Below are 26557 nucleotides of genomic sequence, written 5' to 3' on the forward strand. Positions count from 1 at the left end.
CGTCGAGCCCGATGTCGTCGCGGCCCAGCACCTCCCGCCAGATTTCGACGAGATTCTGCTCCATGCCGACGCGGGCCGACGTCGTGGGAGCGGGGCGGGGCGCTGCTGCCGTCGCCGCGGGGTTCCGGGGCCGCGGAACGACCTCGGCCGGGCTGGGCAAGGACCGGATCGGGGCGCTCGGCTGTGCGGCGGCCGCGACCAGCAGCCGCTCGAAGTGCGCGGCCATCCGGGACGCGGTGGCGGCCTCGAACAGGTCCGCCCGGTAGGTGAGCGTCAGGTCGAAGTCGTCCGCGCCTTCGGCCGAACCGAAGATCATCATGTCGAGATCGACCTTCGCCCCGCTCGGCGGGACATCGATGGCCGTGGCGCGCAGGCCCGCCAGGCGAGGGCTCACGATCGGCTCCTGCTCGAAGGAGAAGAACGCCTGGACCAGCGGGGCGTGCCCGGGGTCGCGTTCAGGCGCGAGCTCCTGCGCGAGCTGCTCCATCGTCACGTCGCGGCAGGTCAGGACGTCCAGCAGCTCCGACTGGACCGATCGGCAGAGGTCAGCGAAGCTCCGGTCGTGGTGGGCCTCGACGAGCACCGGCAGCGTCGTGACGAAAAACCCGATCACGCTCTCGAGCTCGGGGCGGTCGCGGGCACTCACCGGGACGCCGACCAGCACGTCCCGGGTGCCGGCGAGCTGGGAGAGGAAAGTGGCGTAGGCCGTCAGCATCAGCACGAACGGTGTCACCCGCAGGTGCTGCGCCAGCCGCAACGCCGGCCTCATCACCGCCGCGCGCAGCGTGTGCCGGTGGTTGCCCCCGTGTGGGCCGGCGACCGCCGGACGGGGTCGGTCGGTCGGCAGCCGCAGCACCGTCGGGACCCCGGCGAGGCGGGTCCGCCACCAGCCGAGCTGGTCGGCGTCGACGGGGCGGGCCCGCTGCCAGGCCGCGTAGTCGGCGAACCGCAGGGCCGGTGCGGCGCGCTCGGGCGCACCGGCGTACCCCTCCGCCAGCTCGTCGAAGAACACCTGCAGCGACGGACCGTCCGAGATCAGCTGGTGCATCGTGACGACGAGCAGGTGGTGCTGAGGCCCCGCCACGAACAACCGCGTGCGCAGCAGCGGCCCACGCTCCAGGTCGAACGGCTCGTCGGCCCACCTCTGGGCCAGCCGGAGAGCCACGGCGTCCACGGCGTCCACGGCGTCCACGGCCCCGCCGGCGTCCGAACCGGCACCCGAGCCGGCGCCCAGGCCGGCGACGGGCAGCTCAGCGTCCGGGTCGCCGATCCGCTGGACGGGTTCGAACGGCGGCGTGGTGCCGCGCACGAAGGTCGTACGCAGCGCATCGTGCCGTGCGACGACGCGTGCGACGGCGTTCCTCAGCCGCGGGACGTCGAGCGAGCCCTCCAGGCGGACCGCCACCGTGATGTTGTACATCGGCGTACCCGGGTGGAGCAGTTCGGCCAGGTACAGTGCCCGTTGGGCACTCGACACCGGCGGCGGTCCCGCCGTCCGGTCCAGCGCCGGGATGTGGTCCGGCCCCGCCGCGGTGATTCTCTCGATCATGCTGCTCCCTCGGTGGCCAGCGTGAGCCGGTCGACCTTCCCGCTGGGGGTGCGTGGCAACGACCCGACGACGTCCGCCCGGACCGGCACCATGTGGGCGGGCAACCGGTCGCGCAGGTCCGCGAGCAGACCCGCCGTCCAGGCCGACGTGTCCTCCGGAGCCGACTTCGGCACGAGGAACGCACGAAGGTACCGGTCGTCGGCCGCGGAGCCCGCGACCACCACCACCGCCTGCGCGACGGACGGGTCGGTGGCCAGCACGCTCTCGATCTCCCCGAGCTCGATCCGGAACCCCCGCACCTTGACCTGTGTGTCCTCCCTGCCGAGGAACTCGATGAGACCGTCCGGAGTGACCCGGCCGAGGTCGCCGCTGCGGTAGGCCGGCACCGCCGGGTCCAGCGGGTCGGTGCGGTAGCTGCGCGCCGTGCGCTCGGGCAGGCCGACGTACCCGGGTCCGACGGCCGCACCGGTGATCCACAGCTCCCCCACCTCGCCGTCCGGCACCGGCCGACCGGCCGGATCACAGATCCGGACGCCGGTGCCGGTGATCGGCCTTCCGATCGAGGGCAGGTCGACCCAGCCGGCCACGTCCGCGGGCAGCTCGTACCAGGTGGCGACGTGAGTCTCGGTCGTGCCCCACTGGTTCACCAGCCGGCAGTCCGGCAGCCGGGTGAACATCGCCCGGATCGCAGCCGTGCACTGCACCTGCTCCCCCGACGTGAGGATCTCGCGCAGCGGGTGCCGCTGCGGGGTGATCGCGTCGGCGAACAGGGCGAGCGACTGGATCACTACGAACGGTACGAAAAGCCGGTTGACGCGTTCGCGTTCGACGAGGTCCCAGAGCAACTGCGGGTCCAGCCGCTCGTCCTCGTCGCAGCAGACCACGGTGCCACCTTCGCCGAGAGTGGTGAGCACCTCCTGGTAGACCACGTCGAACGACGCAGGGGCGAACTGCAGCGTGCGGTCGCCCGGCCCGCACCCGCTGGCGCCTGCCTGCCAGGCCACGAGGTTGGCGAGGTTGCGGTGGGAGTAGCGCACGCCCTTCGGACGGCCGGTGGATCCGGAGGTGTAGACGATGTAGGCGGTGTCGTCGCCGGCCACCTCGGGAGCCTCGAACGCCGGAGCGGGGTCCGGCACGGGCCGGGCCGGCCCGGCGGTGGCGTAGCCGACCTCCTTGTCGGTCGCGACGGTGGTGAAGCCGCCCAGCCGGGAGAGGGGACCCCGGTGGCCGACGACCAGCTCCACGTCGGCGTCGGCGCACATGAACCGCAGCCGCTCGGGCGGGTACGCGACGTCCAGCGGCACCGCGACACAGCCGGAGCGCAGCAGCCCGACCAGCGTCACGACCAGGTCCGCCGATCGTCCGAGATGCACGCCGACGGCCGTGCCCGGAGCGGCGCCGAGTTGCGCGAGCCGCGCCGCGACCTGCGCGGACCGCTCCCACAGGGTGCGATAGCCGACGGCCTCGTGGGCCGAGCGGATCGCCTCGGCGTACGGCGTCCGCCGCACGTGCTCGGCGACCGCGCGCAGCGCCAGGACCGTGGTGCCGGGATCGGGACTCATTTACGCCACTCCTCAGTCGTCGCCTGGTACAACGTGATCCGGTGCGGTCGTTCAGCGCGCAGCAGGACGCGGTTGAGCGCCTGCTCGATCTCGGCCGCCTGCCGCGGCCCCGGGTCGTCCACTCCGACGTCCAGCCTGTAGCGCAGCTCGTCGCGGTCGTTGCGGTAGACGGTGGTGGTGACACGCCGGACGCCGGGCACCCCGGCGGCGATCCGCCGCACCGAGGGCAGCCAGATCTTCTCCCCGCCGACGACGACCGAGTCGCCGGACCGGCCGCGGAAGAAGTGGTAGCCGTCGGCATCGATGTCGAAGCGGTCGCCGGTGGTGACGGTGTTCGCGGCGGTCGGGGCGCCGCCAGGGAGCCGTCGGCGCAGCACCGTGTCGGATTCGACGACGAGTTCCGCGCCGGACCCGTCGCCCGCGGCGTCGCGCAGGTACGTCCGTACCCCCGGCAGCGGGATGCCGACCGAGCCCCAGCGGTGCTCGGGCTCGCGGTGCGCGGCCAGCGTGGTCACGCGCGGGCCGGCCTCGGTGAGGCCGTAGGTGAGGTAGAGCTCCTCCTGCAGACCGTCGGCCAGCAGGGTGCCGACGTGCCGCGGCTCCAGCGCGTCGCCGCCGACGGTGAGCACGCGCAGGGCGGCCGGCCCGGCAGGCGGTTCCGCGGCCAGCCGGACCGCCGTGCTGGGCGTCAGCGAGGACACCGTGACCTCGTGGGCGCGGATGGACTCCGCGAAGGACTGGGGGGTGAACGGCGGTCCGGAGACGACCAGCCGCGAGCCCCGCACGAACGCGGCCAGGGCCTGCGCGACCAGGCCGTAGGAGTAGTGGAGAGGCAGGGACACCAGAACCGTGTCGTCCGGGCGCTGGCCGATGGCGGTGGCATGGCGGCCGGCGTTGCGCAGCAGCGCGTCGATGCCGTGCAGGCAGCCGCTGGCGATCCCGGAGGTGCCCGAGGTCATCAGCACGACCTCCCCTGGCTGGTACCGCTGGTACGCCCCGCTCTCCAGCAGCGCCGCCTCACACCGGCCGCCGAGCGGGTGCACCGCCACCGCTCCGTACCGCGCCGGGTCGATCCGGGGCGCGATCAGCGCCGCGCCACCCAGTTGCCGGCCGATTTCGGCGATCCGTGACGCTCCCGCCGTCGGAGGGAGGGGCACCGGGACCGCCCCGGCGAGCAACGCCCCGAAGAACGCGGCGAGGGCGGTCTTGCCGTTCGGCATCGCGATCAGCACGGGTGAGCCCGGCGGCAGGTTCAGGCCGGCGACCGCGCCCAAGACGACCTCTGTCTCGTCGGGCCTGCTGCCGGTACCTGGTCCGGCGTCCACGCACGCGGCCAGGAAGGCCAGCACAGCGGCACGCTCCGGGACGCCCGCGGTCACCGCGGTGCTCCGGACGGACGCAGGTCCGGTGCGGGCCCGGCCACGACGCACCGCACCTCATGCCCCCGCAGCGGATCGCGGTCGTGGGCGGCGACCACGACGTGGCTCGCCGCGCCGGTCCGCAGCCAGTGCCGGGCCATCGTCCGGGCCGCCGGCAATCCGTTGGCCGGATCGGTGGTGATCACGAGGGTGGGTCCTCGCAGGCCATGCACCATGCAGACGAGACTGATCGGTCCACCGGCGCTCGCACCGGCGAAGCGCATGGGCGACAGACGCCCCCGTGCCGCCGCGCGGGCGATCTCCGCCATCGTGTCCACGGTGCCGTGGGTGCTGACCAGAACCATCGCCGTGGTCTCGGGTGCCTGCATCTCGTCCGGGAACCCGGCCCACAGTTCGTCGACGGCCTCGAGGACCGCCCACGAGGCCGGGTCGGCGTACAAGGAGGGGATCCGCCGGGGCGGCGGCGCCGCCGCGGGCCGGGCGAGCCGAGCCGCGGCCAGCAGGACCAGCCCGTTCCCCTCCAGTGCCTGCAGGCCCTCGACCGGTGTGTGTCCACCGTGATCCCTCACGTGGGGACCTCCAGAGCGAGGCAGGTGGTGAACCCGCCGAACCCGAGCGTGACACTGAGCCCGACGTCGCCGGTGAACGGCAAGGGCGCGGCACCGGTCTGGAGGGGCAGCGGGAAGCCCGGCATCACCGTGCTCAGCCCATGCACCGGCGGCACCCGTTTGTCCCGCAGGGCCAGAAGCACGGCGACGGCCTCCAGCGCCCCGGTAGCGCCCAGCGTGTGGCCGAATGCACCCTTGGTCGCGAACACGACGGGTGCCGCCCCGTACGCGAACGTGCGCGCGAAGCCGCGGCTCTCGGCCTCGTCGTTGACCGGCGTGCCGGAGCCGTGCGCGTTGAGCACACCGACCTCGCCGGTGCTGCGGCCGGCTGTGGCGAGAGCGGCGCTCACCGCGTTCATGACGGTGCCGCCACTCGGGTCGGGAGCCGTCGGGCCGGCGGCGTCGTTCGCCGAGCCGGTGCCGGACAGCCGGCCCCGCGCTCGCGCCCCCCGCGCCTGCGCCGAGCGAGCGTGCTCGAGCACGAGGAATGCCGCGCCCTCCCCGAGGATCGTGCCGTCGTGGCTCTCGTCGAAGGCCCGCAGCGCGGTGGGCGACATGGTGCCGAGCGCGGAGTGCCCAAGCCGCTTGGCCGGGGTCAGGACGTCCACGCCGCCGACGACGCAGATCTCCTCCTCGCTCTCGGCGATCAGCGCGGCCCCGGCCAGTATCGCGTCCGAACCGGCCGAGCAGGCGGTGCTGACCACCAGCGGCCGGCGGGCCATGCCCAGCGTCGTCGCGAGCGCTTCGCCCCACCGGTCCAGTCCGCCGGGCGGGACGTCCAGGTGTGAGCCGTAGCTCGTACCGGCCACCAGGCGCAGTCGCGGGTCGGTGATGTCGAGCCCGGCGTCCGCCAGAGCTGCCCGCAGGGTCCGGGCGCCGAGTTCGTACTGGCGTGTGACCGGGTCGAGCTCCATCGGCAGGTCCGCCACGACGGCCGCCCGGTCATTGCGCAACGGGTGGTGGCCAGGCACGGTCGTCACTCCGCTCGCCCCGGCCAGCAGCGCCTGCCACACCTGGTCGAGGTCCGATCCCAGCGCCGTGGACCAGGCCATGCCGGTGACCAGCGCGCCGGTCACCACCACTGGTGTCCCATGTCGGCGGCCTTGCGCCGCACGAGGTTGGCGCGGAACGCCGCGACCGTCGTCGAGTCGACGACCGCGCGGCCGGAGAAGAAGAAGGTGGCGTCCATCAGGCGGTCGGCCTTGATGGTGATCGTCACCGTGTCACCGGGGACGACGATCCGGAGGAACCGGGAGTTCATCGCACCGACCAACGTCAGCTCGTCGTCGGCGAGGCGGGAGGTGCTGAGCTGGAACAGGATGATCCCGGACTGCGCGAACGCCTGGCTCAGGTGGCTGGCCGGGAAGATCGCGCGCTCAGGGAAGTGCCCCGCGATCGCGTCCATCTGCGCCGACACCGAGAGCCTGCTGACCAGCCGCAAGCCCGGCTCGTAGTCCAGCACGCGGTCGAGGTAGAGCATCGGGTGCCGGTGGCGCAGCCAGTTCTTGATCTCGGTGAAGCCCATGGTCCGGCCCGGCTCGGCCGGCGTGTCCCGGCCGGACGCGCCGGCCGGCGTGGCTTCGGATTCAACGGTGGACATCGGAGTGGGTCTCCTCGAGGACGGCGCGTAGGGCGGGAAGCAGCGCGCTGGGCGCGCCGGTCGTGCGGTCGGTCAGTGCCACGACGAGGGAGCCGGTGGCGAGCTCGACGCCGTCGGCGGTCCGCCGGATCGTCGTGTCGATGCGAGCCCGCGCGGCGCCGAGGTACCCGACGACGGGTTCCAGGCTCAGCTCGTCGGGGTAGCGTGCCGGGACACGGTAGCGGGTCGTCGCCTCCGTGACGACGAGATCGAACCCCTCACGCGCGAGCACACCGAGGCCCACGCCGAGCCGTTCGAGGTTCGCCAGCAGCGCCACCTCCAGCAGGACGGGATACCGGGCGAAGTGCACCACGCCGGACGCGTCGGTGTCGGCATGCTCGACACGCCGGTGGACCGGCAGCAGCCGCGAGTCCTGAGGCGCCGTCGGGGTGACGGTCATGCCGCGAGCCTCCGCAGGGCACGCGACCCCCCCGCCAGCCGCGCGACGATCGTCTCGACGTCCTCGGCGCTCACCACGAGCGGTGGTGCCACCCGCATCGTCGGGTACACGTACCGCAGGCCGCGCGAACGCCGGCCCGCCCCGGACATGAACTCCACGTAGACGCCGTTGCGGATCATGCAGATGCGCAGCTCGCGGATGCGGGCGGCCGCGAGCTCGGTCAGCTCGATGCCGTGCATCAGGCCCACGCCGCGGGTCTCCCGGTACAGGTCGGGGAACTCCGCCACCACCCGTTCGCGCAGCAGCCGGCCGAGCAGGGCACCCACCTCTGCGGAGCGCTCCACCAGCCCCTCGGCGACGATGTGTTCGAGTCCGGCCCGGATCACCGCGCACGTGAGGGGGCGCAGGTCGGACGTGGACACGGTGCCGGTCGGGCGCACGCCCAGGTCGCGGCGGGCGATGACCAGCGAGGTGGACAGCGCCCCCATGCCGAGGCTCTTGCCGATCACGGTGATGTCGGTGGGAATCGGCCCCTCGTCGTCGGTCATCGCGAAGAACCGGCCGGTCTTGGCGAAGGTGAGGACCTCGTCCGCCACCAGCAGGGCGCCGCTCCGCTCGGCGAGCGCGGCCAGCCGGCGCAGGTAGCCCTGCTCCGGCACCAGGATGCCGGCGTCGCCCTGGACCGGTTCGACCATGACCGCCAGCACCCGGTGCCCGTTGGCGGCGAACCACTCCTGCGCTGCCTCGGTATCGCCGAACGGGATGTGGTCGGTGCTGAAGCCGAACTGCTCCGGGGCGATCGTCGGCAGGCCGATCCGGTAGTGGCGGCGGTTGATCAGCGGGAGCAGTCCTCCCGACCAGCCGTGCCACGCCCCCTCGAAGGCGAGCACGATGTCGCGCTGCTCGGCCCCGGGCACCGCCCGTAGCCGGCGCCGGTCGAAGCGCGACTCGAGGACGAGGCGCAGGGCGAGCTCCATACCCTCGGAGCCCGAGTTGCGCCCGCTGACCTGGTAATCCGTCGCGGGGAACCGGTCGGCGAACAGCGCGCCGGCACCGAACAGCCGCTCCAGCAGCAGGGAACGCTCCGACGAGGCGATCTCGTCGGTCACGTAGCCGGATTCCCGGACCGCGGTCGACAGCGCCTCGGCGACCACCGCCGACCCCGCGCCCAGGCAGGCGGAGCCGTACCCGCCGCTGGCGTCCAGCACGTCGAAAGAGCGGCCGGCCCGGCTGCCCGTCAGCTCGACGAAGTGCTGGACGATGCCGCTCGCCCCGGTGCAGCCGAAGGGCAGCGGATCCCCTCCGTAGTGATCGAACTGGACGTCGCGATCGAACCAGGGGAGGGTCGGCTCGCGCCCGGGAAGGCCGATCACGTCGGTGGCTGACATGGGTGTGTCCTCTCGACGGCATGGGCAGGGGCCGGCCAGGCGTTCAGTCGCCGGCGACCACTGAGCTGCCTTGCAGGGTGCGGACGAGGTCGGCGATGGTGCGGATGCTGGTGAAGTTCTCCGGTGTGAAGTCGGCGTCGGAGATGGTGATGCCGAACGCGTCCTCGCACCGGACCCGCAACTCGACGAAGCCGAGGGAGTCCAGCGCGAGATCGCTGCGCAGCCGGTCGTCGGGAGTCAACCGGCCCTCGGGAACCTCGACGAACAGGTCGGTGACCAGCATGGATCCGATGGCTCGCTCGATTTCGTTCACGACAGTCACTCTCCGTGGATGGTGGAACTCGGGTGACGGGGCACCAGGTAGGGACGTCGTTCGAACGGATAGGTGGGCAGGCGCAGGCGGCGCCGTCGTTCGCCCGCGTGCAGGGCCGCGAAGTCGACCGTCGCACCGGCCGTCCAGAGGCGACCGAGCGCGGTGAGCACCGTCCGGAAACCGGTCGGTGGCCCGCCGGGCTCGTCAAGGACATCGACGCATACCGGCTCGACGATGCCGCCGGCAGGCGCTGCCGGTCGCTCCGCGCCGATGTGCACGACGATCTGCCCCGGTGCGCCGTCCAGCGCCGCCTGGACGGCGCAGAGCACTGGCCGGCCGGGGCGCGCCGGCTCTCCGGCGAACGCGTCGGCTTCGGCTTCGGCTTCGGCTTCGGTGAGCGTGACGAGCAGGCGGGCGGTATCGGCGGGGCTCAGCTCCTCCGCGATGGCCGTCGCGCAGGCGGCGCCGCTCCCCCGCCCGGCCACGGCGTCAGGGTGCAGACCCCAGGACATCAACAGCCTCGCCGTCGCGTACTGCACGGCGAGGTGCGCGGCCGGCACCGCGGGCGTGCTCTCCATGCCAGCGTCCGCGAGCAGCGCCCGGCGTAGGTCGTGACCGAGATGCGGGTACGCGGCTTCGGCGATCTCGTCCAGGTGGGTGCGGAACACCTCCTCAGTTGTGTGGACCCCGGCGACGGAGCCCTTACGGTCGTCGCCGGGCTCGGCGAAGAGGAACACGGTGCGCTGCCGGTGTGCGGGGCCCGGGCCGTTCCCGGTCGGCGGGCTGCCGCGGAGGGCCGCCACAGCCTCGCGCACGTCCGAGGCCACCACGAAGTGGCGTTCGGGATGCATCGCCCTGCCCATCTGCAAGGTCCATGCGACATCGGCGAGATCGGCGTCCGGGCACTGTTCGAGGTGGTCGGCCAGCCTGCGGGCGACGTTCTGGAGCGCGGGCCCGGTCCGCGCCGAGAGGACCAGCAGGTGGTCCGGCCGCCCCGGGGTCGTCGGAGGCGCGGCCGGCGCCTCGGCCACCACAGCGTGTGCGTTGGTACCGCCGAACGCGATCGCATTCGTGACGGCGATCCTGGGGCGCCCTCCGGACTCCCACGGGACTGTCCGGTCGTTGACGACGAACGGGGAGGAAGCAAAGTCGATCTTCGGGTTCGGCTCGCTGAAGTTCAGGCTGGCGGGAAGCACACCGTGCTCCACGCAGAGCACCGTCTTGATCAGTCCCACGATGCCCGCGGCTGCGTCGGCGTGGCCGATGTTCGCTTTGACCGATCCGATCCGGCAGTACCCCGCCCGGTCCGTGCTCTGGCGGAACGCCATGGTCAACCCGGCGACCTCGACCGGGTCACCGAGCGCGCTGCCGGTGCCATGCGCCTCGACGTAGCCGATCTCGTCGGCGTCGACACCGGCCACCAACTGAGCGGCGCGGACGGCCCCGGCCGGCCCGGCCACGCTCGGCACGTGGAAACCCATCTTGCGCCGGCCGTCGTTGTTCACCGCGGTACCGCGGATGACCGCGTGAACGTGGTCACCGTCGTCCAGCGCCTCGGCGAGCGGGCGAAGGACCACCAAGCCCACCGCGTTCGCCCGTACGGTGCCACGGCCGTGCGCGTCGAACGGGCGGCACCGCCCGTCGTCGGCGAAGATGTCGTCCGGGTCGTACCGCAGCGTCGGGATCGTGCCCAGCACCGAGGCGCCGCCGGCGACCGCCATCGCGCAGTCACCCGCGAGCAGCGAGCCGACGGCGACGTGGACCGCCACCAAGGACGAGGAGCAGGCCGTCTGCACCGCCATGGCCGGCCCGGTCAGGCCCAGCTTGTAGGCGATCCGGGTGGCGAGGAAGTCGAGGTCGTTCGCCTGCTGGACACGGGTGTCCGGCAACGGGACACCGCGGGCGTGCCCCCATGCCCGGACGAGGGCCGCATGGTCGGTGACGGACCCCCCGACGAACACGCCGGTCGACAGGCGCTCCGGGCCGCCGTGCCCGGCCCGCTCGAGGGCTTCGTGGGCGCACTCCAGCAGCACCCGGTGTTGCGGATCGGTGATCAGGGCGTCCTCGGGCGAGTAGTCGAAGTAGCCGGCGTCGAAAAACTCCGGATCGCTCAGCAGTCCGTAGGACGGTACGTACCGGTCCGCCGCCGCCGGCAGTTGGTCGGACAGCACCGACACCGATTCCCGGCCCTCGCAGAGGTTGTCCCAGAAGGTCTCGACGTCCGAAGCTCCCGGAAAACGACCCGCCACGGCCGTGACCGCGATGAAACCGCTGTCGTCAACGTCTTCGTTACCCATATGCCTCAGTCTCAGTCGGAATCGATCGTGACGTCAGCGCGATAGAAGTGATATCGGGAGGAAGTAAGGCGCGAACTGTACGGGACTGCGCACATTGGAGAATAACCATACGAGCGCACGATCAAAGGAAAGGACCGGGTGAACGTCAGGCGAATTCCCCATGACGCCGGAGTATCGCGCTCATCGCATAAACAATTGGCGATACGTGCGACTCCGGCTCTGCCGTCGTGACACGTTGACAAACGCCAGGCCATTCGATCTACTGAATTGGTCAGCCAGCCGATATCAGTGCGATTCGCTGTGCGCGAGAACACATCGCCAAGTCCTGAAAGAATGCACAGGGCGTCGACGACGGCCATGTGTCTCGCATTTTTCACCCGAAGGACACCATGCCCGATACGACCGTCGACGGGTGCCCAGGATGACGACCGGCCGGCGATCGGGCCTGCGCCGGAGCCTGTGGGGCGCCGCGGACTTCCGCAACCTCTGGATGTCCCAGACCGTCAGCCTGTTCGGCACCGGCATCACCCTGCTGGCCCTCCCGTTGGTGGCGCTGTTCGCCCTCGACGCGTCACCGGCGGAGATCGGCCTGCTCTGGGCGGTCGAGTACCTGCCGATCCTGCTGGTGGGTCTGCCCGCCGGCGTCTGGGTGGACCGGTTGCCGCTGCGCGCGGTGATGATCGGGGCCGACCTGATGCGGGTGGTGGCACTGCTCGCCGTGCCGAGCGCGCTGGCGCTGGACGTGCTGAGCATGCCGTTGCTCTACGCCGTCACGTTCCTGATCGGGCTGGGGACGCTCTTCTACGACGTCGCGCAACTGTCGATCCTGCCCGCGCTCGTCGCCGAGGACCGCCTCGTCGACGCCAACGGCAAGCTGGAGCTGTCCCGCTCGGTCTCCCAGATCGGCGGCCCGCTCGTCGGCGGTCCCCTGGTGCAACTGCTCACCGCCCCGCTCGCGGTGCTCGCCGACGTGATCACATACCTGTCGTCGGCGTGCTACGTCCTCCGCATCCGCAAGCCCGCACCGGTGGACCGACCGGTCGAGAAGACCGACCTCGGCAGAGACATCCGCGAAGGCATGCGCTTCGTCTTCGGCCATCCGCTGATGCGTCCGCTGCTGCTGTGCGCCACGCTCGCCGAGATCGCGTCCGCGATCATCCTGGCCTTACAGGTCGCCTACGCCGCCGAGGTGCACTCCATGGGCCCCGTGGCGATCGGTGTCGCGCTGGCCTTCGGCAACGGCGGCGGCGTGCTCGGGGCGCTCGTGGCGGAGCCGCTCGCGCGGCGTTTCGGCACCGGAACCACCTTCATGATCTCGATCGTCCTGTTCACCGCCGGCTCGGCGATCCTGCCGATGTCCATCGGGCCCGTGACGTTCGCGACGGGGATGTTCGTCGCGTACCTCGGCGCCTTCGTCTTCAACGTCCTGCAGGTGAGCCTCTGTCAGGCCGTCACACCGCCGCACCTCTTGGGGCGGATGAACGCGGTGTTCCGGTTCGCCACGTGGGGCGTCAGCCCGCTGGGCGCCGCCGGTGGCGGACTGCTGGTCGAGTACGTCGGACTACCGGGAGTGTTCTGGATGGCCGCCGGACTCAACGCCCTGTCCATCCTGCCGCCGTTGTTGTCCACGCTTCCCAAGCTTCGCGAGGTCGTCCACCACAGTGCCGAGAATCCGACCGCGCGAACAACGGCCCGCCCGTCCCGCATCCACCCGGACGACCCCTCGGCGGGCCGGCGGTGACGAGGTCAATCCAACCCGGCTGAGCGCAGGACTGCCCGGCGTCGGTCCAGGCGCGCGCGCCCGGCACTCCGTCGTGCCACTCGACCGAGCTCGTCGGCGTCGGAGTGGTCGCCATCCGCACCGACAGCCATGTCGCGATCGTCCAGATACCGCGCCAAGTGCTGGATCGTCGGGTACTCGAAGAACGTCACGATCGACACGTCGTGACCCCGTTCGGCAAGCTCCCGCTGCACCTCGGCCAGCAGCAGCGAGTGCCCACCGATGTCGAAGAAGTTGTCGTCGACGCCGACTCGTTCCGACCGCAGCACCGTGCACCAGGCGTCAGCGAGCCACCGTTCCGTATCGGTGCCAGGCGCACGGAAGCCGGGATCGGGCTCGGTCGGGCCGGGGGCCGGCAGAGCACGCTCGTCCACCTTCCCGTTCCGGTTGAGCGGCAACGCGTCCAGCAGCAGGAAGTCGGCAGGGACCATGTATCGCGGCAGGCGGTCGGCGAGGTGCTCACGCAGCTGCTGCCGCAGCGCCGGCCGGTCGTCCGCCTCGATGTAGGCGATGAGACGCTTGTCTCCCGTTCCGTCGGTCGTGGCCAGCACCACCGCGTCGGTCACAGCGGGGTGCGCGCGCAGTGTCTCGACGATCTCGGCCGGTTCGATGCGGTAGCCACGCAGCTTGATCTGGCGGTCCCGGCGGCCGACGAAGGCGATCCGCCCACCCGGGAGATGCCGGGCGAGGTCGCCGGTGCGATACATCCGCGCCCCGGGGACGTCGGAGTACGGATCGGGAACGAAACGGTCCGCGGTGGGCCCGGCCGACCCGTGGTAACCGCGTGCGACGCCAACCCCGCCGATCCAGAGCTCACCGGTCGCCCCGGGCGGCACCAGTTGCCGCCACGCGTCCAGGATGTAGACGCTGACGCCGGTGATCGGGCGTCCGATGTCGGGTGGCCCGGGCACGGTTCCGGGAGGGTCGACGTACCCGGCCGTCGCGGTCGCCGTGGTCTCCGACGGACCGTACTCGTTGAGGACCCGGAACGGCAGGTGGGCGGTCGGCCGGACCCGGAGCCGGTCGCCCCCGGTGATCAGCACCCGGAGGGCCGGCCTGGCCGGCCAGGTCAACGCCAGCACGCGTTCGGCCAGCGCCGTCGGCAGCTCGGTCACGGTGATCCCTTCGTCGACCAGCCACGAGCGCAGGCGCTCCGGATCGAGCCGGGTGTCCTGGCCGGGCACGTACAGGGTCGCGCCGGAGGCCAGGGTGGGCCAGATATCCGTCACGGAGGTGTCGAACCCGGGGGAGGCGACCTGGGCGATTCGGTCGGCCCGCGCGAGGTCACAGTGCCGCGCACGCCAGGCGACCACGTTGGACAGTGACCGATGGCCGACCATAACGATCTTCGGCTGGCCGGTCGAGCCGGATGTCGCGATGAGATAGGCGAGGTCGTCGTGCGTCGTCGGATCCGGCGGACCGGCGCCGACCACATCGGCGACGTCCGGCAGCCGGTCCATCGACAGCCGTGAGAGATCACCAGGGAGGCGGTCCGCGATCGCACTGTGGGTGACGATGAGAACGGCACCGGCGGCAGCGTACTGGCCTGCCAGGCGGGCCGGCGGATTCTCCGGGTCCAGAGGGAGGTAGGCGGCCCCGGCGCAGAGCACGGCCAGCTCGGCGATCACCAGGTCGGCGCCGCGCGGCAGGCAGACACCCACCACCGTCCGAGGCCGTACGCCGCGTGCGCGCAGGATGCCGGCCAGCGAGTCCGCGTGCCGGATCAGCTCGGCGTAGCCGATCTCGCGGGCGCCGTCCCGAACGGCCGGAGCGTCCGGTGTTCTCCGAGCCTGCGCCCGGACCGCATGATGGACGAGCGGGCCGACGTCGTCAGGGTGATGGCGTTCGGGATTCCACTCGGCCAGCAGCATGTCGCGGTCCCGCCGGCTGAGCACGGTCAGCCGGAACAGCGGTGCCGTCGGTCTGGCGATCGCATCAGCCAGCAGCCGCAGGTAACTGTCCGCCATCCGTCGAACCGTCGCGTCGTCGAACAGGTCGGCGACGTACTCCCAGAGCATGGTGATCCGGCCGTCGGCCTGTTCGGAGTCAGCGCCCTGCCGTTCCGCGCGTGGGATCACCACAACGTTCAGGTCCGTCTTCGCCCCGCCGTTCCCGTGCTTGACGATCGTCCCGGTTGCTCCGGCCAGGTCGAGGTCCGGGGCCGGGGGGCCGTCGACGCTGAAGAGGATGTCGGTCAGCGGGTTGCGGCCCGGCTCCCGGTCGGGGTTGAGCACCCGGACCAGCTCCGGGAACGGCAGCAGCTCGTTCGCCGTCGCGTCCAGCACGACACCGTGCACCTTCTCGACCAGGCCGGCGAAGCCCTGCGTGGCGTCGACGTCGCACCGCAACGGCACCGTGTTGACGAACATGCCGATCAGGTCCCCGGTCCGGGGCGCCTGCCGGGCGGCGAACGCAGACCCGACGCAGATGTCCCGCTGCCCGGTGTAGCGGTACAGAAGTACGTAGAACGCCGCGAGCATGGTGCTGAACGACGTCGCCCGGTGAGCTCGGCAGAATGAGCGCAGCCTGGCCGGCAGCCCGGGTGGCAGCTCCACCCGCAGGGTCTTCCCGCGGAAGCTCTGGATCGCGGGCCTCGGATGGTCCAGCGGCAGCTCCAGGAGGGGCGGGAGGTCACCGAGCTGGTTCTGCCAGTACCTGAGCTGCGCCTGCATGGGCGGGGTCTCCAGCGCCGAGCGTTGCCACCGTGCGAAGTCCCGGTACTGGATGGGCAGTTCGGCCAAGGGCGACTCGACGCCTTCGGCGAACGCGTTGTACAGCGTCCTGAACTCGCGCATCAGCAGCGAAAAGGACCACCCGTCGTGCAGCAGGTGGTTCGCCACCACGATCAGTTCGTGCTCCTGCGCCGACAGCCGCACCACGGTCCACCGGATCAGCGGCAGGTTCTCGATGTCGAAGGGCCTGCGCATCTCCTGGGCCACGGTCTCGTCCAGCAGTTCGCGCTGTCCTTCGCGGGTGTCACTGATGTCGAGCCGCCTCGCCTGGACCGGTTGCGGTGGGTGCACCCTTTGCCGCGGCCCGACGCCGATCTCCGGGTACGCGGTGCGCAGTATCTCGTGCCGTCGGCTGATCTCCGTAATGACACGATCGAGGCGGTCGAGGTCGAAGGCACCGACGACCCGGATCGTCGTCTGCGCGTGGTGAGCGGTGCTGTCCGGAGCCAGCCGGTGCAGGAACCAGACCTGTTCCTGCTGGAGTGACAAGTCCGACTCGGCAACGCCACGGTCACCCGTGTGGATGTCAGAAATTCGCGGCCTCAACGCACATTCCTCCCTCAACACACCGAACATTGCAACTGAGTACTTGCACGTGAAGAGCCGGAGAATTCAATCCGATCCAAAGACAGCGGTGACGACCCGGACCAACACCGATGAACGAGGGCCGACCTACGTTGTGGTGGTGAACCACCGGAACGGCCGGAACCGGTAGACGTTCCGCACGGGTGGTCACCCGTTTCCGGCCCCGCCGACCACGAAAAGTGCACCGACATGCGCCCGGAAAGTCTCATCTCTTGCCGGTAGCCAGGGACGGAGGAACCTCCTCGGCGGGAGCGCGGCCCAACGCCTGGAGCCCGATCAGGTCATCGGGGGTGGCGTCGGGACTGTCGTCGAGAAGCCGGGGCAGCCCGGAGCGCAGCGCCACCACCGCCAGCAGCGCGATGGCCATCGCGAAGAGCGCGTACAGCAGCGCGATCCCCCGCCACGGCCCGCCGACCACCGCGCCGACCCCCGCGCCGACCACCGCACCGGCGGTCGGGACGAGCGCTGCGCCCGTCGCCGGCAGCGGCTCGAACAGCACCGACGCGTAGGCCGCGACCACTCCGAAGCCGATCGGCAGCGCCGACCACGAGATCGTCGTGTGGAGCGCGCGCACCCGGCCGTGGTACCGCTGCGGCACCTTGACCTCCACGATGGCGGTATGGATCCCGTTGAGCACCGTCAGCGACAGCGACATGCCGAACACGCCGGCGCCGATCGTCACCAGGTCCGCCCGCAGGCCGGTCACCAGGCAGAACGCGCCCAGGCAGAGCGTGCACAGCAGCACGCTGCGCATCCGGCGCCGCGGCGGGCCGCCCCACGCCGTCATGAGGAGGCCGCCCAGCGCGCCCGCCAGTCCCGAGCCGAGCAGGATCCAAGCGACGTCGGTGAGTGTGCCGACCGAGAGAACCAGCGGTGGGATCAGCGGGAACAGCGGCGACACGAGGACGTTGAGCAGCGCGAAGAAGACCAGCATCCGGCGGAACCGAAGGTGGTCCCAGGAGTACCGGAACCCGGCCTTGATCTCGGCCCTCGCCGGCTCCCCTCGCCGCCACGCCATGGCCCGCGGGAACCGGACCAGGAGGGTGATGGCGATCGCGATCGCGTAGCTCAGCACGCCGAGGGCGAAGATGCCCTCCAGCCCCACGGCGGCCATGAGCCCGACGGCCGCGATCGGCACGACCAGCCGGCTCGCCCCCGTGGCCACCTGGACGGCACCGGTGGCGTGGGCGAGGTACCGCTTGGGGACGAGCTGCGGCACGGCGGAGTCGTGGGCGAGCCGCTGTAACGTGAGCGCGGCCGACAGGAACGCGAGCAGCGGATAGACGTGCCAGCTCTGCAGGTTCCCGGTCCACAGCAGCAGGCCGAGCAGCAGGTGGGCCCCGCCCGCGCCGACGTCGCCCGCGAGCATGACCGTGCGACGGTCGCAGCGGTCCACCATTGTGCCGGCCGGCGGCGCGATGAGCAGCCCGGGCACCACCCCGGCCACGGCGGACAGGGCGAACTGGACGAGCGAGCCGGTGACGAGGTAGATCCAGATCGGGATCGCGAACGCGGTCAGCATCGAGCCGCTGATCGAGAAGAGCTGCCCCACCGTCACCGCGAGGAACCGGCGGACCCCAGGCCGGGGCCGGTCAGGTGCGTCCTGCGGGCCCGCCCGCGAGACGTCGAGCAGCCGCCACCCGTCCCCGCCGACCGGCTCTCCGGTGGAGATGGCCGGATGGGTGGTCGTCACGATCTCGGCGAGCTCGGCTGCGCGGTGTTTCTGGAAGAAGTGGCCCGCCTCGTCGAGCAGCACCACGGCGGTGGTGTCGCTGAGGAAGTGCCACTCACGGAAGCGCTCCTGGTAGTACTCGGACGCCGGGTCCCGCTCCCCGGCCACGCTGATGATGGGCGCCCGTAGCCGCACCACCGAGGTGTCGAAGAGCTCCGTGAAGTACTCCTCCGCCGCTTGGGTGTCGCGGCGGGTGTTGCGCACGATGTGCCGCGCCTGCCCGGGGTCGATGTCGCTCAGGTCGAGCCCGAGCGAGGCCAGCCCGTCCGCGTAGGAGCGGTCGCTGCGCAACGCGTCCGGATTCGCGAGCCGGCTCAGCGCGGCGGGCAGGCCGCGGCCCGGTCGGGCGAATGGGAAGATCGCCCCGATGTAGACCGCTTGCGGGGCGCGTCCGGCCGCCTCCAGCCTCCTGGCGATCTCCACGACGAGCGCCGAGCCGACACCGCAGTGCCCGTACAGCGCGATCGGGCCGGCGATCTTGTCCTGGATCTCCCGTACGCACCGCGCGGCGACATCGTCGAGCGGCGCGTGCTGCTCGTCGATCCCGACGTCATGGCCGGGAATGGCGAGCGACCACAGCGCGTACGTGGTCGGCAGGGCGTCCGCCAGCGCCTTGTAGACCATCGCGCCACCCCCGCCGTACGGAACGGCGACGTAGCTGAGCTCGGGCTCGGCCGTCGGCTCCGGCGTCAGCCGGTGGAGCAGCCCGCGCGCCGCGGTCGTGCTCCGGTCGAGCAGTGCGGCGAGCCGCCGGATCGTCGGGTGGGTGAACAGGTCCATCACGGCGATCTCGGCGCCGTCCGGCACCGAGCGCCGCAGCCGCTCCACCACCTTGATCGCGAGCAGGGAGTGGCCGCCCAGGTCGAAGAAGTCGTCGTCGATCCCGGCGTCGGTCCGGTCGAGGACGTCCGCCCACACCGCGTGGATCGCCCGCTCCCGGTCGGTGCGTGGCGGTATCCGCCCGGCGTCCCGCCCGGCGGGCGTCTCCGGCGCGGGCAGCCGCCCGCGATCCACCTTGCCGTTCGCGGTCAGCGGCAGCCGGGGCAGAGTGATGAACGCGTTGGGGACCATGTAGGCCGGTAGCGCCGCGGCGAGGTGCGACCGCAGCCGCGCGGAGTCGGGTACGTGTCCGGGTTCGGCTACGACGTACGCCACGAGCTGGGCGGCACTGCCGGTCCCGTGCGTGGTCACCACGCACTCGGCGACCTCGGGATGGCGGGTCAGGTGTGCGTCGATCTCACCGAGCTCGATCCGGTAACCGCGGATCTTGACCTGGGCGTCGGCCCGGCCGAGGAACTCGATCACGCCGTCGGGCCGGTACCGGCCGAGGTCGCCGGTCCGGTAGAGGCGGGCGCCGGTGTCCGGGTGCGTGACGAACGCCGCCGCGGTCCGCTCCGGGTCCTTCCAGTAACCGGCTCCCACTCCGGCGCCCCCGATGTACAGCTCGCCGGGCACGCCGACCGGGACGTCGCACATCCCAGCGTCGAGGATGTGGAACTGCTGGTTGGCCAGTGGGCGGCCGTACGGGATCGAGGTCCACGACGGGTCGACGTGCCCGATCGGGTGAAAAATCGACCAGATCGACCCCTCGGTCGCTCCGCCGAGGCTGACGATCGCGGCGGACGGGGCGAGCGCGCGGATGCGGTCGGGCAGCGTCGGCGGGATCCAGTCGCCGGACATCATGACGAGCCGCAGCGAGCTGATGTCGGCCCCTTCCCGCTCGGCGTGCTCGACCAGCAGTTCCATCAGCGCGGGTACCGAGTTCCACACGGTGATCCGCTGGTCCGTGACCATCCGTGCCCACGCCGCGGGGTCCTTGTCCTCCTCGGCCCGCCCCATGACCAGCGTGGCACCGGCGGCCAGCGTGCCGTAGACGTCGTAGACCGACAGGTCGAAGCTCAGCGCGGACAGCGCGAACACCCGATCGCCGGGTCCCACCCCGAACCGCCCGGTGATGTCGCGGACGGTGTTCAGCGCGGCCCTGTGCTCGATCGTCACGCCTTTGGGTGTGCCGGTCGAGCCCGACGTGAAAATCACGTAGGCGAGGTCGTCGGGCTCGGCAGGGCAGGCCGGCGGCGAGCCGCCCGACGCCTCGGTGACGGGCAGGGTTGCCAGCCCGTCCGGCCAGCTCAGCCGGGAACACAGCGCCGGCTGGGTGAGTGCCACGGCGCAGCCACCGCGCGCGATGAGCTCGTTGCGTCGGCGCTCGGGCAGATCAGCGTCGACGGGCAGGTAGGCGGCGCCGGCCTTGTTGATCGCCAGCACGGCGACGACCTGCTCCCATCCACGCTCCATCACGACGGCCACCAGGTCGCCCCTCGTCGTCCCGGAGGCGGTCAGCTGCGCCGCGAGATGATCGGCCCTCCGGTCGACCTCGTCGTGCGAGAGCCGGCCGCCGGGGTGGAGCACAGCCGGGCGGTCGGGCGTCCTGCGTGCCTGCGCCTCGACCGGGCCGTGCAGGCACTGGTCGGTGCCGAGGTCAGCGCTGGTGTCGTTCCAGTGTGCGCGCCGCGCGCGCTCGTCGGCCGTGAGCAGCTCGTAGCGCGAGATCGGGGCGTGCGGGTCGGCGGCGATGCCTTCCAGGAGGACGCGGAAGTGGGCGCCCATGTGCGCGATCGAGTCCGCACCGAACAGCGCGGTGTTGTAGATCATCATGAAGCGGCCGTCGCCGGCGGTGTGGAGCTCCAGGTCGAACCGGGTCACGCAGTGCGACAGGGCGACGTCCGCGGTGGCGGTGAGCGACGGGTTGCCCGGCAGGTCCGGCTCGTAGCTCTGCAAGGAGAAGACCACCTGGAACAGCGGCGAACGCGACACCTCACGCGGCACGTTGAGCTCGGTGACCAGGCGCTCGAACGGCAGGTCCTGGTGGGCGAACGCGTGCCCGGCGGTGGCGCGGACCCGCTGCAGCAGTTCGGCGAACGTCGGGTCGCCCGATAGGTCGACCCGCATGGTCACCATGTTGACGAAACAGCCGACAAGGTTGTCGAGCTCGGGCACCGGTCGGCCGGCCGTCGGCGACCCGATCGTGACATCGTCCTGCCGGGCCCGGCGGCTCAGCAGGACCGCGAACGCCGCGAGCAGCACCATGTACTGCGTGGCCCGGTGCTTGCGTCCGAGCCGGGACAACGCGCCGAGCACGCTCGGTGGCACCGTGAACTCGTGCGCGGCGCCGGTGTGGGTCGGCACCGGTGGCCGCTGCCGGTCGGTCGGCAGTTCGAGCGGCGTCACGCCGGAGAGCTGCTCGCGCCAGTACGCCACATCGCGCTCGGTGCCGGGCCGGGCGCGTTGCCACGCGGCGAAGTCGCGGTAACGCACCGGCAGGTCCGGCAGCGGATCGCCGGAGAGGCAGGCCAGCACCTCGTTGAGGAGGAGCTCGGTGGACCAGCCGTCCGCCGCGATGTGATGCACCGCGAGCGCGAACACGTGCTCGTCGGGGGCGGTTCCGATGAGCATCGCCCGTGCCATGGGGCCGGCCGCGAGGTCGAACGGTTGGGCCATGAAGGCGTCGACGAGCGTTCTCACGTGGTCGTCGGACACGGCCTCCGCGGTGGTGAGCGGGATCGAGCCGAGGTCGTCGACGAGCATGGCGGGCTGACCGTCCCCGGTCGGGGGGAAGCGGCTCCGCAACGGCTCGTGCCGGGCCGCGACCCGGTTCAACGCCGCAGCGAGCGCGGCGGGATCGACCGCGCCGCGCAGCCGCCAGGCCTCCGGAATCGTGTACGCCGTCGTGCCGGGCGCGTACGCGTCCATGAACCAGAGGCGTTCCTGGGCGAACGACATCACGGGTTCCCCGTCGTGCCCGACGGGGATCGTCGTCGGTGTCGCAGGCGGCTCGATCAGGTCGCTCACAGGACGTCCTCCGGAGGTCGTCTGGGCTGTCCACCGCACGCGTCCGGCGGCTCGAGGTCCGCGACCGTGGGGGGCATCACGGGGCGGCCCCTTCCTGGGGGCCGGATCCGCTCACCAGCGCGGCGAGTTCGCGGATCGTGGTGTGATCGAAGAGGTCCATGATCGTGAGTGGAGGGACGTCCGGGCCCAGCGCCGGCCCCAGCAGGGCCAGCATGCGCGTTGCGTGCAGGGAGTGGCCGCCGAGCTCGAAGAAGTCGTCGTCGATGCCCACGTGCTGCACGCGGAACACCTCGCGCCATACTTCGGCGATCGCCTTCTCGACCGGTGTACGGGGGTCGCCCGCCGCCCGGGTCGCGTCATGTCCGGGCATGGGTTCCGCTGCGCCCGGTGCCGCGGGTGTCGCGACGGGCATGGGAGCGTCCACTGCGAACCGTTCACGTTGGAACGGGTACGTGGACAGCGGCACACGGCGGGGAGGTCGGCCGTTGTGCAGCGCGGACCAGCGCACGGACACCCCGGCCTGCCACAACACGCCGGTGGCGCGGAGTGACACGGCGGCGTCGCCGGCTCCTTCGGGGGCGTCCGGCAGGCTCTGCACGATCGTGCGGTGCGGTCCGCAGCCGGGGTGCTGCCGGGCCAGGCTCCCGAGCGTGCGTCCGGGGCCGACCTCCAGCAGGATGCCGGCGGAGCCGGCGAGCAGGGTTCGCAAGGCGTCGGAGAAGCGGACGGGGTTGCGCAGGTGACCGGCCCAGTAGGCCGGGTCGCACGCGTCGCGCGCCGTGACCGGCGCGCCGGTCCGGTCGGAGATCCACGGGAGCTGCGGTGCGCGCAGTCGCACCGACGCCACCGCATCGGTGTACTCGTCGATGACGTCGTCGGCGAGGATCGAGTGGGCCGCGGAGGCGGTGGGCAACCGGCGGGTGTCCACTCCGCGGCCTGCGAGGCGCTGGAGGAACTGCTCGACACCGGCTGCGGGACCGCTGACAACGCACTGCCGCGGGCCGTCGAGCGCGATGATCGCCAAGTCGTCGGCGAGCATCGGCAGCAGGTCGGCCTCCGGCAGCGGCACCGCGAGCATGGCGACTGCGGGTAAGCGGTCGAGGAGCCGCCCCTGTGTGAGCACAAGCGACAGTGCGTCGGCCCTGGTAAGCACCCCGGCCGAGACAGCGGCGGCGTACGTACCCAGGCCGTACCCGAGAACGGCGTCCGGGCTGACCCCACGCGATTCCCACAGTTCGGCCATGGCGTGCTCCACGGCGAAGATCGCGGGTCGGCACACGGCCATCGTGGTCAGCCGCGTTGCCGCCTCGGCGTCGGTGCCGGGCTCCGGGTACAGCACCTGCCGCAGGTCCAGACCGAGGTCCGCACCGGCCCGAGCGGCACAGTCGTCGATGGCCGCGCGGAAGACCGGCTCCTGCGCGTACAGCCCGCGTGCCATGCCCACGTACCGGCCGGCTTGCCCGGGGAACAGGAACGCGACGTGCGGCGTGCCCGCCACAGGGTTTCTGGGGGTTTGCGGACGTCCGGCCAGGCCGGTCAGTGCCCGGACCGCTTGATCGCGGTCGCGGCACACCACGAAGGCCCGGTGGGCGAACGCCGCGCGGCCGGTCTGCAGAGTCCATGCCGCGTCAGCGACGGCGACCGGGTCCCGCTCGAACCGGGCGCGCAGCCGGGCCGCCGACTCGGCGAGTGCCCGAGCTGTGCGTGCCGACAACGGCAGCAGGTGGTAGCGGTCGTCGTCGGGTGGCGGGTGTGCGGTGGGCGCCTCCTCCACGAGGACGTGGGCGTTCGTCCCGCCGATCCCGGTGGCGTTGACCCCGGCTCGGCGGGGACGGTCGCCCGGGGGCCACGGCGTCGCCTTGTTCGTCACCACGAACGGGCCGGCCTGGAGGTCGAGGTGCGGGTTCGGGCGGCGGAAGTGTGCTGTGCCCGGGATGAGACCGTGCCGCAACGACAGCACCACCTTGATGAGGCCGACCACGCCTGCTGCGACGTCGGTGTGGCCGATGTTCGACTTGACGGAACCGAGCACGCACCGCTGGGGCGTGCCGGGCCCGAAAGCCTCCGAGAGTGCGCGGACCTCGATCGTGTCGCCGATCGTGGTGCCAGTTCCGTGCGCCTCGACGTACCCGATCGTCTCCGGGGAAACCCCGGCGAGCAGGTGCGCGGAGCGGATCGCGGCCACTTGTCCTGCCACACTCGGGGCGGTGAAGCCGATCTTGTCGGAGCCGTCGTTGCTCAGCGCCCACCCCCGGAGTACGGCGTCGATGTGATCCCCATCGGCGAGCGCGTCGGGCAGCCGCTTGAGCACGACGATGCCGGCCCCGTCTGCGCCGACCATGCCGTCGGCGTCCGCGTCGAACGGCCGGCAGCAGCCGGCCGGTGAGATCAGGTCCTCACCCTCCTCGGCGCCTGAGGCGCCACTCAGTGTGATTCCACCGGCCAGGGCCATGTCGCACTCGCCGGTGAGAAGAGCCTGGCTTGCCAGGTGAACGGCGACGAGCGAGGTGGAGCAGCCGGTGTGCACGGTGACGGCGGGGCCTCGCAGGTTCAGCTTGTAGGCCACCTGGCCGGTGAGGAAGTCCCGGCTACTGGCGAGCCGGAGCCGACCGTCCGTCATGCCCGGAAAAAGCTGCCGCTGCGAGCGCAGGACGGCGAGGTGGTCCGACTCGCCGCTCCCGGCGTACACGCCGATGGCGCCCGGGTAGGTGCGTGGGTCGTACCCGGCGTGCTCCAGGGCCTCCCAGGCGCACTCGAGGAACACCCGATTCTGCGGGTCGAGCATCTGCGCATCTTGCGGCGCGACCCCGAAGAACTCGGCGTCGAACCATTCGGTGTCGGCGACCACTCCGTACGCGCGTCGGTGGTCGAGGCGAGTGGTCAGATCGCGGCCGGCGACGAGCGCGGCCCAGAACTCGTCGATGTCCGCGACGCCGGGTATCCGGGCCGCCATTCCGATGACGGCCACGGCAGTCTGCATGTCCTCGTCGGTTCCTGCGATGGCGGCCATGCCTCTCTCACCTCGGAGTCATGACCGGGCCGGCGGAACCCGCGTTGCGGCGTTGGTGGTCCCGCCGGGCCGAACGTGCAGAGCCCTCGTACATCTTCCGCCAATCACTTGGTTTGCTTTGCAGCGGTAATCCGCGTATCGATGAGGCGCTGTCGTTCCATGAGCTGACCAGTTTTCTTGCAGTGAGTTAATTACGGGCTAACCCACCGCGAACGCGGCTGATACGGATGAAGTCGGTAAGCCTGCCCGGAGACCGCCGGGGGACGGTTGATTCAAGGAAGAGCATCGGGGCCCACCTGACAGCCGGCACTCACACCACGTCATTACACACACCATGGCGTCCTGAAGGCGGCGCCGGGCCGTAAGGAACCTGGAGCCAGAAATTACGGCGCCGGCTCCGACCTATGGCGAGCGGACATTGAAGCTAGTGATAGAGAAGGGAATATGTCAGACCAGGTGCGCGTCCACCCCCAGGACCGGCGCGTCCACGGGGACGGTGCCCGGATATTTCAGGCCGGCGCCGGTGTTCAGCACCACGGCCTCCTCGTCCGGGCCGATCCATCCGGACGCGCGCAGCCTGCGGGCCGCGGCGAAGGCCGCCGCGCCCTCAGGACAGACGAACGCCCCCTCCAGGGCGGCGACCTCCCGCAGCTCCGCCAGGAGCTCGGCGTCGGTGACGGTGACCGCGGTGCCCGAGGTCTCCGCCAGCGCCTCCAGGATGAGGAAGTCGCCGAGCGGCTTGGGCACGTTGATGCCGAACGCCACCGTACGCGCGCCGTCCCAATGCCGGCTCTCCCGCTCACCCGCCTCGAACGCCCGCACGATCGGCGCGCACCCCTCGGCCTGCACGGCGACCAGGCGAGGCGGCGGGCCGTCGATCCAGCCCAGCTCGCGCAGTTCGTTCAGCGCCTTGTGGATGCCGATCAGGCCCACCCCGCCGCCGGTCGGATAGAGGATCACGTCGGGCGTGCGCCAGCCGAGCTGCTCGGCGATCTCGATGCCCATCGTCTTCTTGCCCTCGATGCGGTACGGCTCCTTGAGGGTCGAGGTGTCGAAGACCCGGCCGCCCGAGGCCGCGACCAGTTCGCCGACCATCCGCCCGGCGTCGCTGATCAGGCCGTCCACCAGGTGCAGGTCGGTCCCCGACGCCACGCACTCGCGCCGGGTGATCTCGGGGGCGTCCACCGGCATGACGACCGTGGCGGCCAGCCCGGCGCGGGCGCCGTACAGGGCCCAGGCGGCGCCGGCGTTGCCGTTGGTCGGCATCGCCAGCCGCTCGATGCCCAGCTCGGCCGCCCGCGAGACGCCGACCGCGGCGCCGCGGGCCTTGAACGAACCGGTGGGGATCAGTCCCTCGTCCTTCATCAGCAGCCGCGGCAGGCCGATGCGCTCGCCGTAGCGGGCCATCGGCAGCAGCGGCGTCATCCCCTCGCCCAGCGTGGTGACGTGCGCGCGGTCCCTGACCGGCAGCAGCTCGTGGTAGCGCCACAGGCCGGGTTCGCGCCGCGCCAGGTCGGCGGGGCTCAGCGAGGCGCGGACCGCCGCCAGGTCGTAACGGGCGAGCAGCGGCGACCCGCAGGTCACGCAGAGGTTCTGCGGTCGCTCGCTGTCGTGCGCCGCCCCGCACCTACCGCATTCGAGGTGGGTCAGCCGGCTGAAACTCACACGTGCTCCTTCGGTTTCCGGCTCTCACGCAACCGTGTCTTCGTTCGCACCATAAGGGGCACGTGCGAC

At 71.6% G+C, this 26557-nt stretch carries 15 protein-coding genes; 1 reads left to right on the top strand and 14 read right to left on the bottom strand.

Annotated elements, in window-relative coordinates; genetic code table 11:
* The 10 genes from GUY59_RS26055 to GUY59_RS26100 all read right to left on the bottom strand — a co-directional run.
* A partial coding sequence (locus GUY59_RS26055; protein WP_236667508.1) for a condensation domain-containing protein occupies positions 1-1549 on the bottom strand: 1549 nt, incomplete at its 3' end.
* On the bottom strand, positions 1546-3111 hold the full coding sequence (locus tag GUY59_RS26060; protein WP_138200935.1) for an amino acid adenylation domain-containing protein: 1566 nt from the start codon (positions 3109-3111) through the stop codon (positions 1546-1548). The genes GUY59_RS26055 and GUY59_RS26060, both read right to left, overlap by 4 nt.
* The gene (locus GUY59_RS26065) at positions 3108-4490 is read right to left on the bottom strand and encodes a class I adenylate-forming enzyme family protein (RefSeq protein WP_138200934.1); all 1383 of its coding nucleotides are present in this window, start codon (positions 4488-4490) and stop codon (positions 3108-3110) included. The genes GUY59_RS26060 and GUY59_RS26065 overlap by 4 nt, the downstream gene beginning before the upstream one ends.
* On the bottom strand, positions 4487-5059 hold the full coding sequence (locus GUY59_RS26070; RefSeq protein WP_138200933.1) for a beta-ketoacyl synthase N-terminal-like domain-containing protein: 573 nt from the start codon (positions 5057-5059) through the stop codon (positions 4487-4489). Before GUY59_RS26070 ends, GUY59_RS26065 begins: the two co-directional genes overlap by 4 nt.
* Positions 5056-6174 carry a beta-ketoacyl synthase N-terminal-like domain-containing protein gene (locus GUY59_RS26075; protein ID WP_201761343.1) on the bottom strand — a complete coding sequence of 373 codons (1119 nt, stop codon included), beginning with the start codon at positions 6172-6174 and terminating at the stop codon, positions 5056-5058. The genes GUY59_RS26070 and GUY59_RS26075 overlap by 4 nt, the downstream gene beginning before the upstream one ends.
* On the bottom strand, positions 6171-6698 hold the full coding sequence (locus GUY59_RS26080) for a 3-hydroxyacyl-ACP dehydratase FabZ family protein (RefSeq protein ID WP_201761344.1): 528 nt from the start codon (positions 6696-6698) through the stop codon (positions 6171-6173). The genes GUY59_RS26075 and GUY59_RS26080 overlap by 4 nt, the downstream gene beginning before the upstream one ends.
* Entirely contained in the window at positions 6685-7137 is a 453-nt protein-coding gene (locus tag GUY59_RS26085) for an acyl-CoA thioesterase (RefSeq protein WP_138200932.1), read from the bottom strand. Before GUY59_RS26085 ends, GUY59_RS26080 begins: the two co-directional genes overlap by 14 nt.
* On the bottom strand, positions 7134-8525 hold the full coding sequence (locus GUY59_RS26090) for an aminotransferase class III-fold pyridoxal phosphate-dependent enzyme (protein ID WP_138200931.1): 1392 nt from the start codon (positions 8523-8525) through the stop codon (positions 7134-7136). The genes GUY59_RS26085 and GUY59_RS26090 overlap by 4 nt, the downstream gene beginning before the upstream one ends.
* 43 nt (positions 8526-8568) lie before the next feature.
* Positions 8569-8838, bottom strand: a complete 270-nt coding sequence (locus tag GUY59_RS26095) for an acyl carrier protein (protein WP_201761345.1) — start codon at positions 8836-8838, stop codon at positions 8569-8571.
* A gap of 5 nt (positions 8839-8843) precedes the next feature.
* A complete protein-coding gene (locus GUY59_RS26100) occupies positions 8844-11135 on the bottom strand; it encodes a type I polyketide synthase (RefSeq protein WP_138200930.1) in 2292 nt (763 codons plus the stop codon).
* Between the two features lie 421 nt (positions 11136-11556).
* Here GUY59_RS26100 and GUY59_RS26105 point away from each other — a divergent pair, with 421 nt between their 5' ends.
* Positions 11557-12876: an MFS transporter gene (locus GUY59_RS26105; protein ID WP_161714704.1), complete on the top strand. Its 1320-nt coding sequence runs from the start codon at positions 11557-11559 to the stop codon at positions 12874-12876.
* 5 nt (positions 12877-12881) lie between these two features.
* Here the strand turns inward: GUY59_RS26105 and GUY59_RS26110 are convergent, their stop codons facing one another.
* From GUY59_RS26110 to GUY59_RS26125, 4 genes are all read right to left on the bottom strand, one after another.
* Positions 12882-16136, bottom strand: a complete 3255-nt coding sequence (locus tag GUY59_RS26110) for a non-ribosomal peptide synthetase (RefSeq protein WP_161714705.1) — start codon at positions 16134-16136, stop codon at positions 12882-12884.
* A gap of 301 nt (positions 16137-16437) precedes the next feature.
* Positions 16438-21813 carry a non-ribosomal peptide synthetase/MFS transporter gene (locus GUY59_RS26115; RefSeq protein ID WP_138200927.1) on the bottom strand — a complete coding sequence of 1792 codons (5376 nt, stop codon included), beginning with the start codon at positions 21811-21813 and terminating at the stop codon, positions 16438-16440.
* A gap of 76 nt (positions 21814-21889) precedes the next feature.
* The gene (locus tag GUY59_RS26120) at positions 21890-24823 is read right to left on the bottom strand and encodes a type I polyketide synthase (RefSeq protein WP_138200926.1); all 2934 of its coding nucleotides are present in this window, start codon (positions 24821-24823) and stop codon (positions 21890-21892) included.
* Positions 24824-25270: 447 nt separating this feature from the next.
* Entirely contained in the window at positions 25271-26488 is a 1218-nt protein-coding gene (locus GUY59_RS26125) for a threonine synthase (RefSeq protein WP_138200925.1), read from the bottom strand.
* Positions 26489-26557 lie beyond the last annotated feature (69 nt).

The organism is Nonomuraea sp. K271 (assembly GCF_009908215.1).
GTDB lineage: Bacteria > Actinomycetota > Actinomycetes > Streptosporangiales > Streptosporangiaceae > Nonomuraea > Nonomuraea longispora.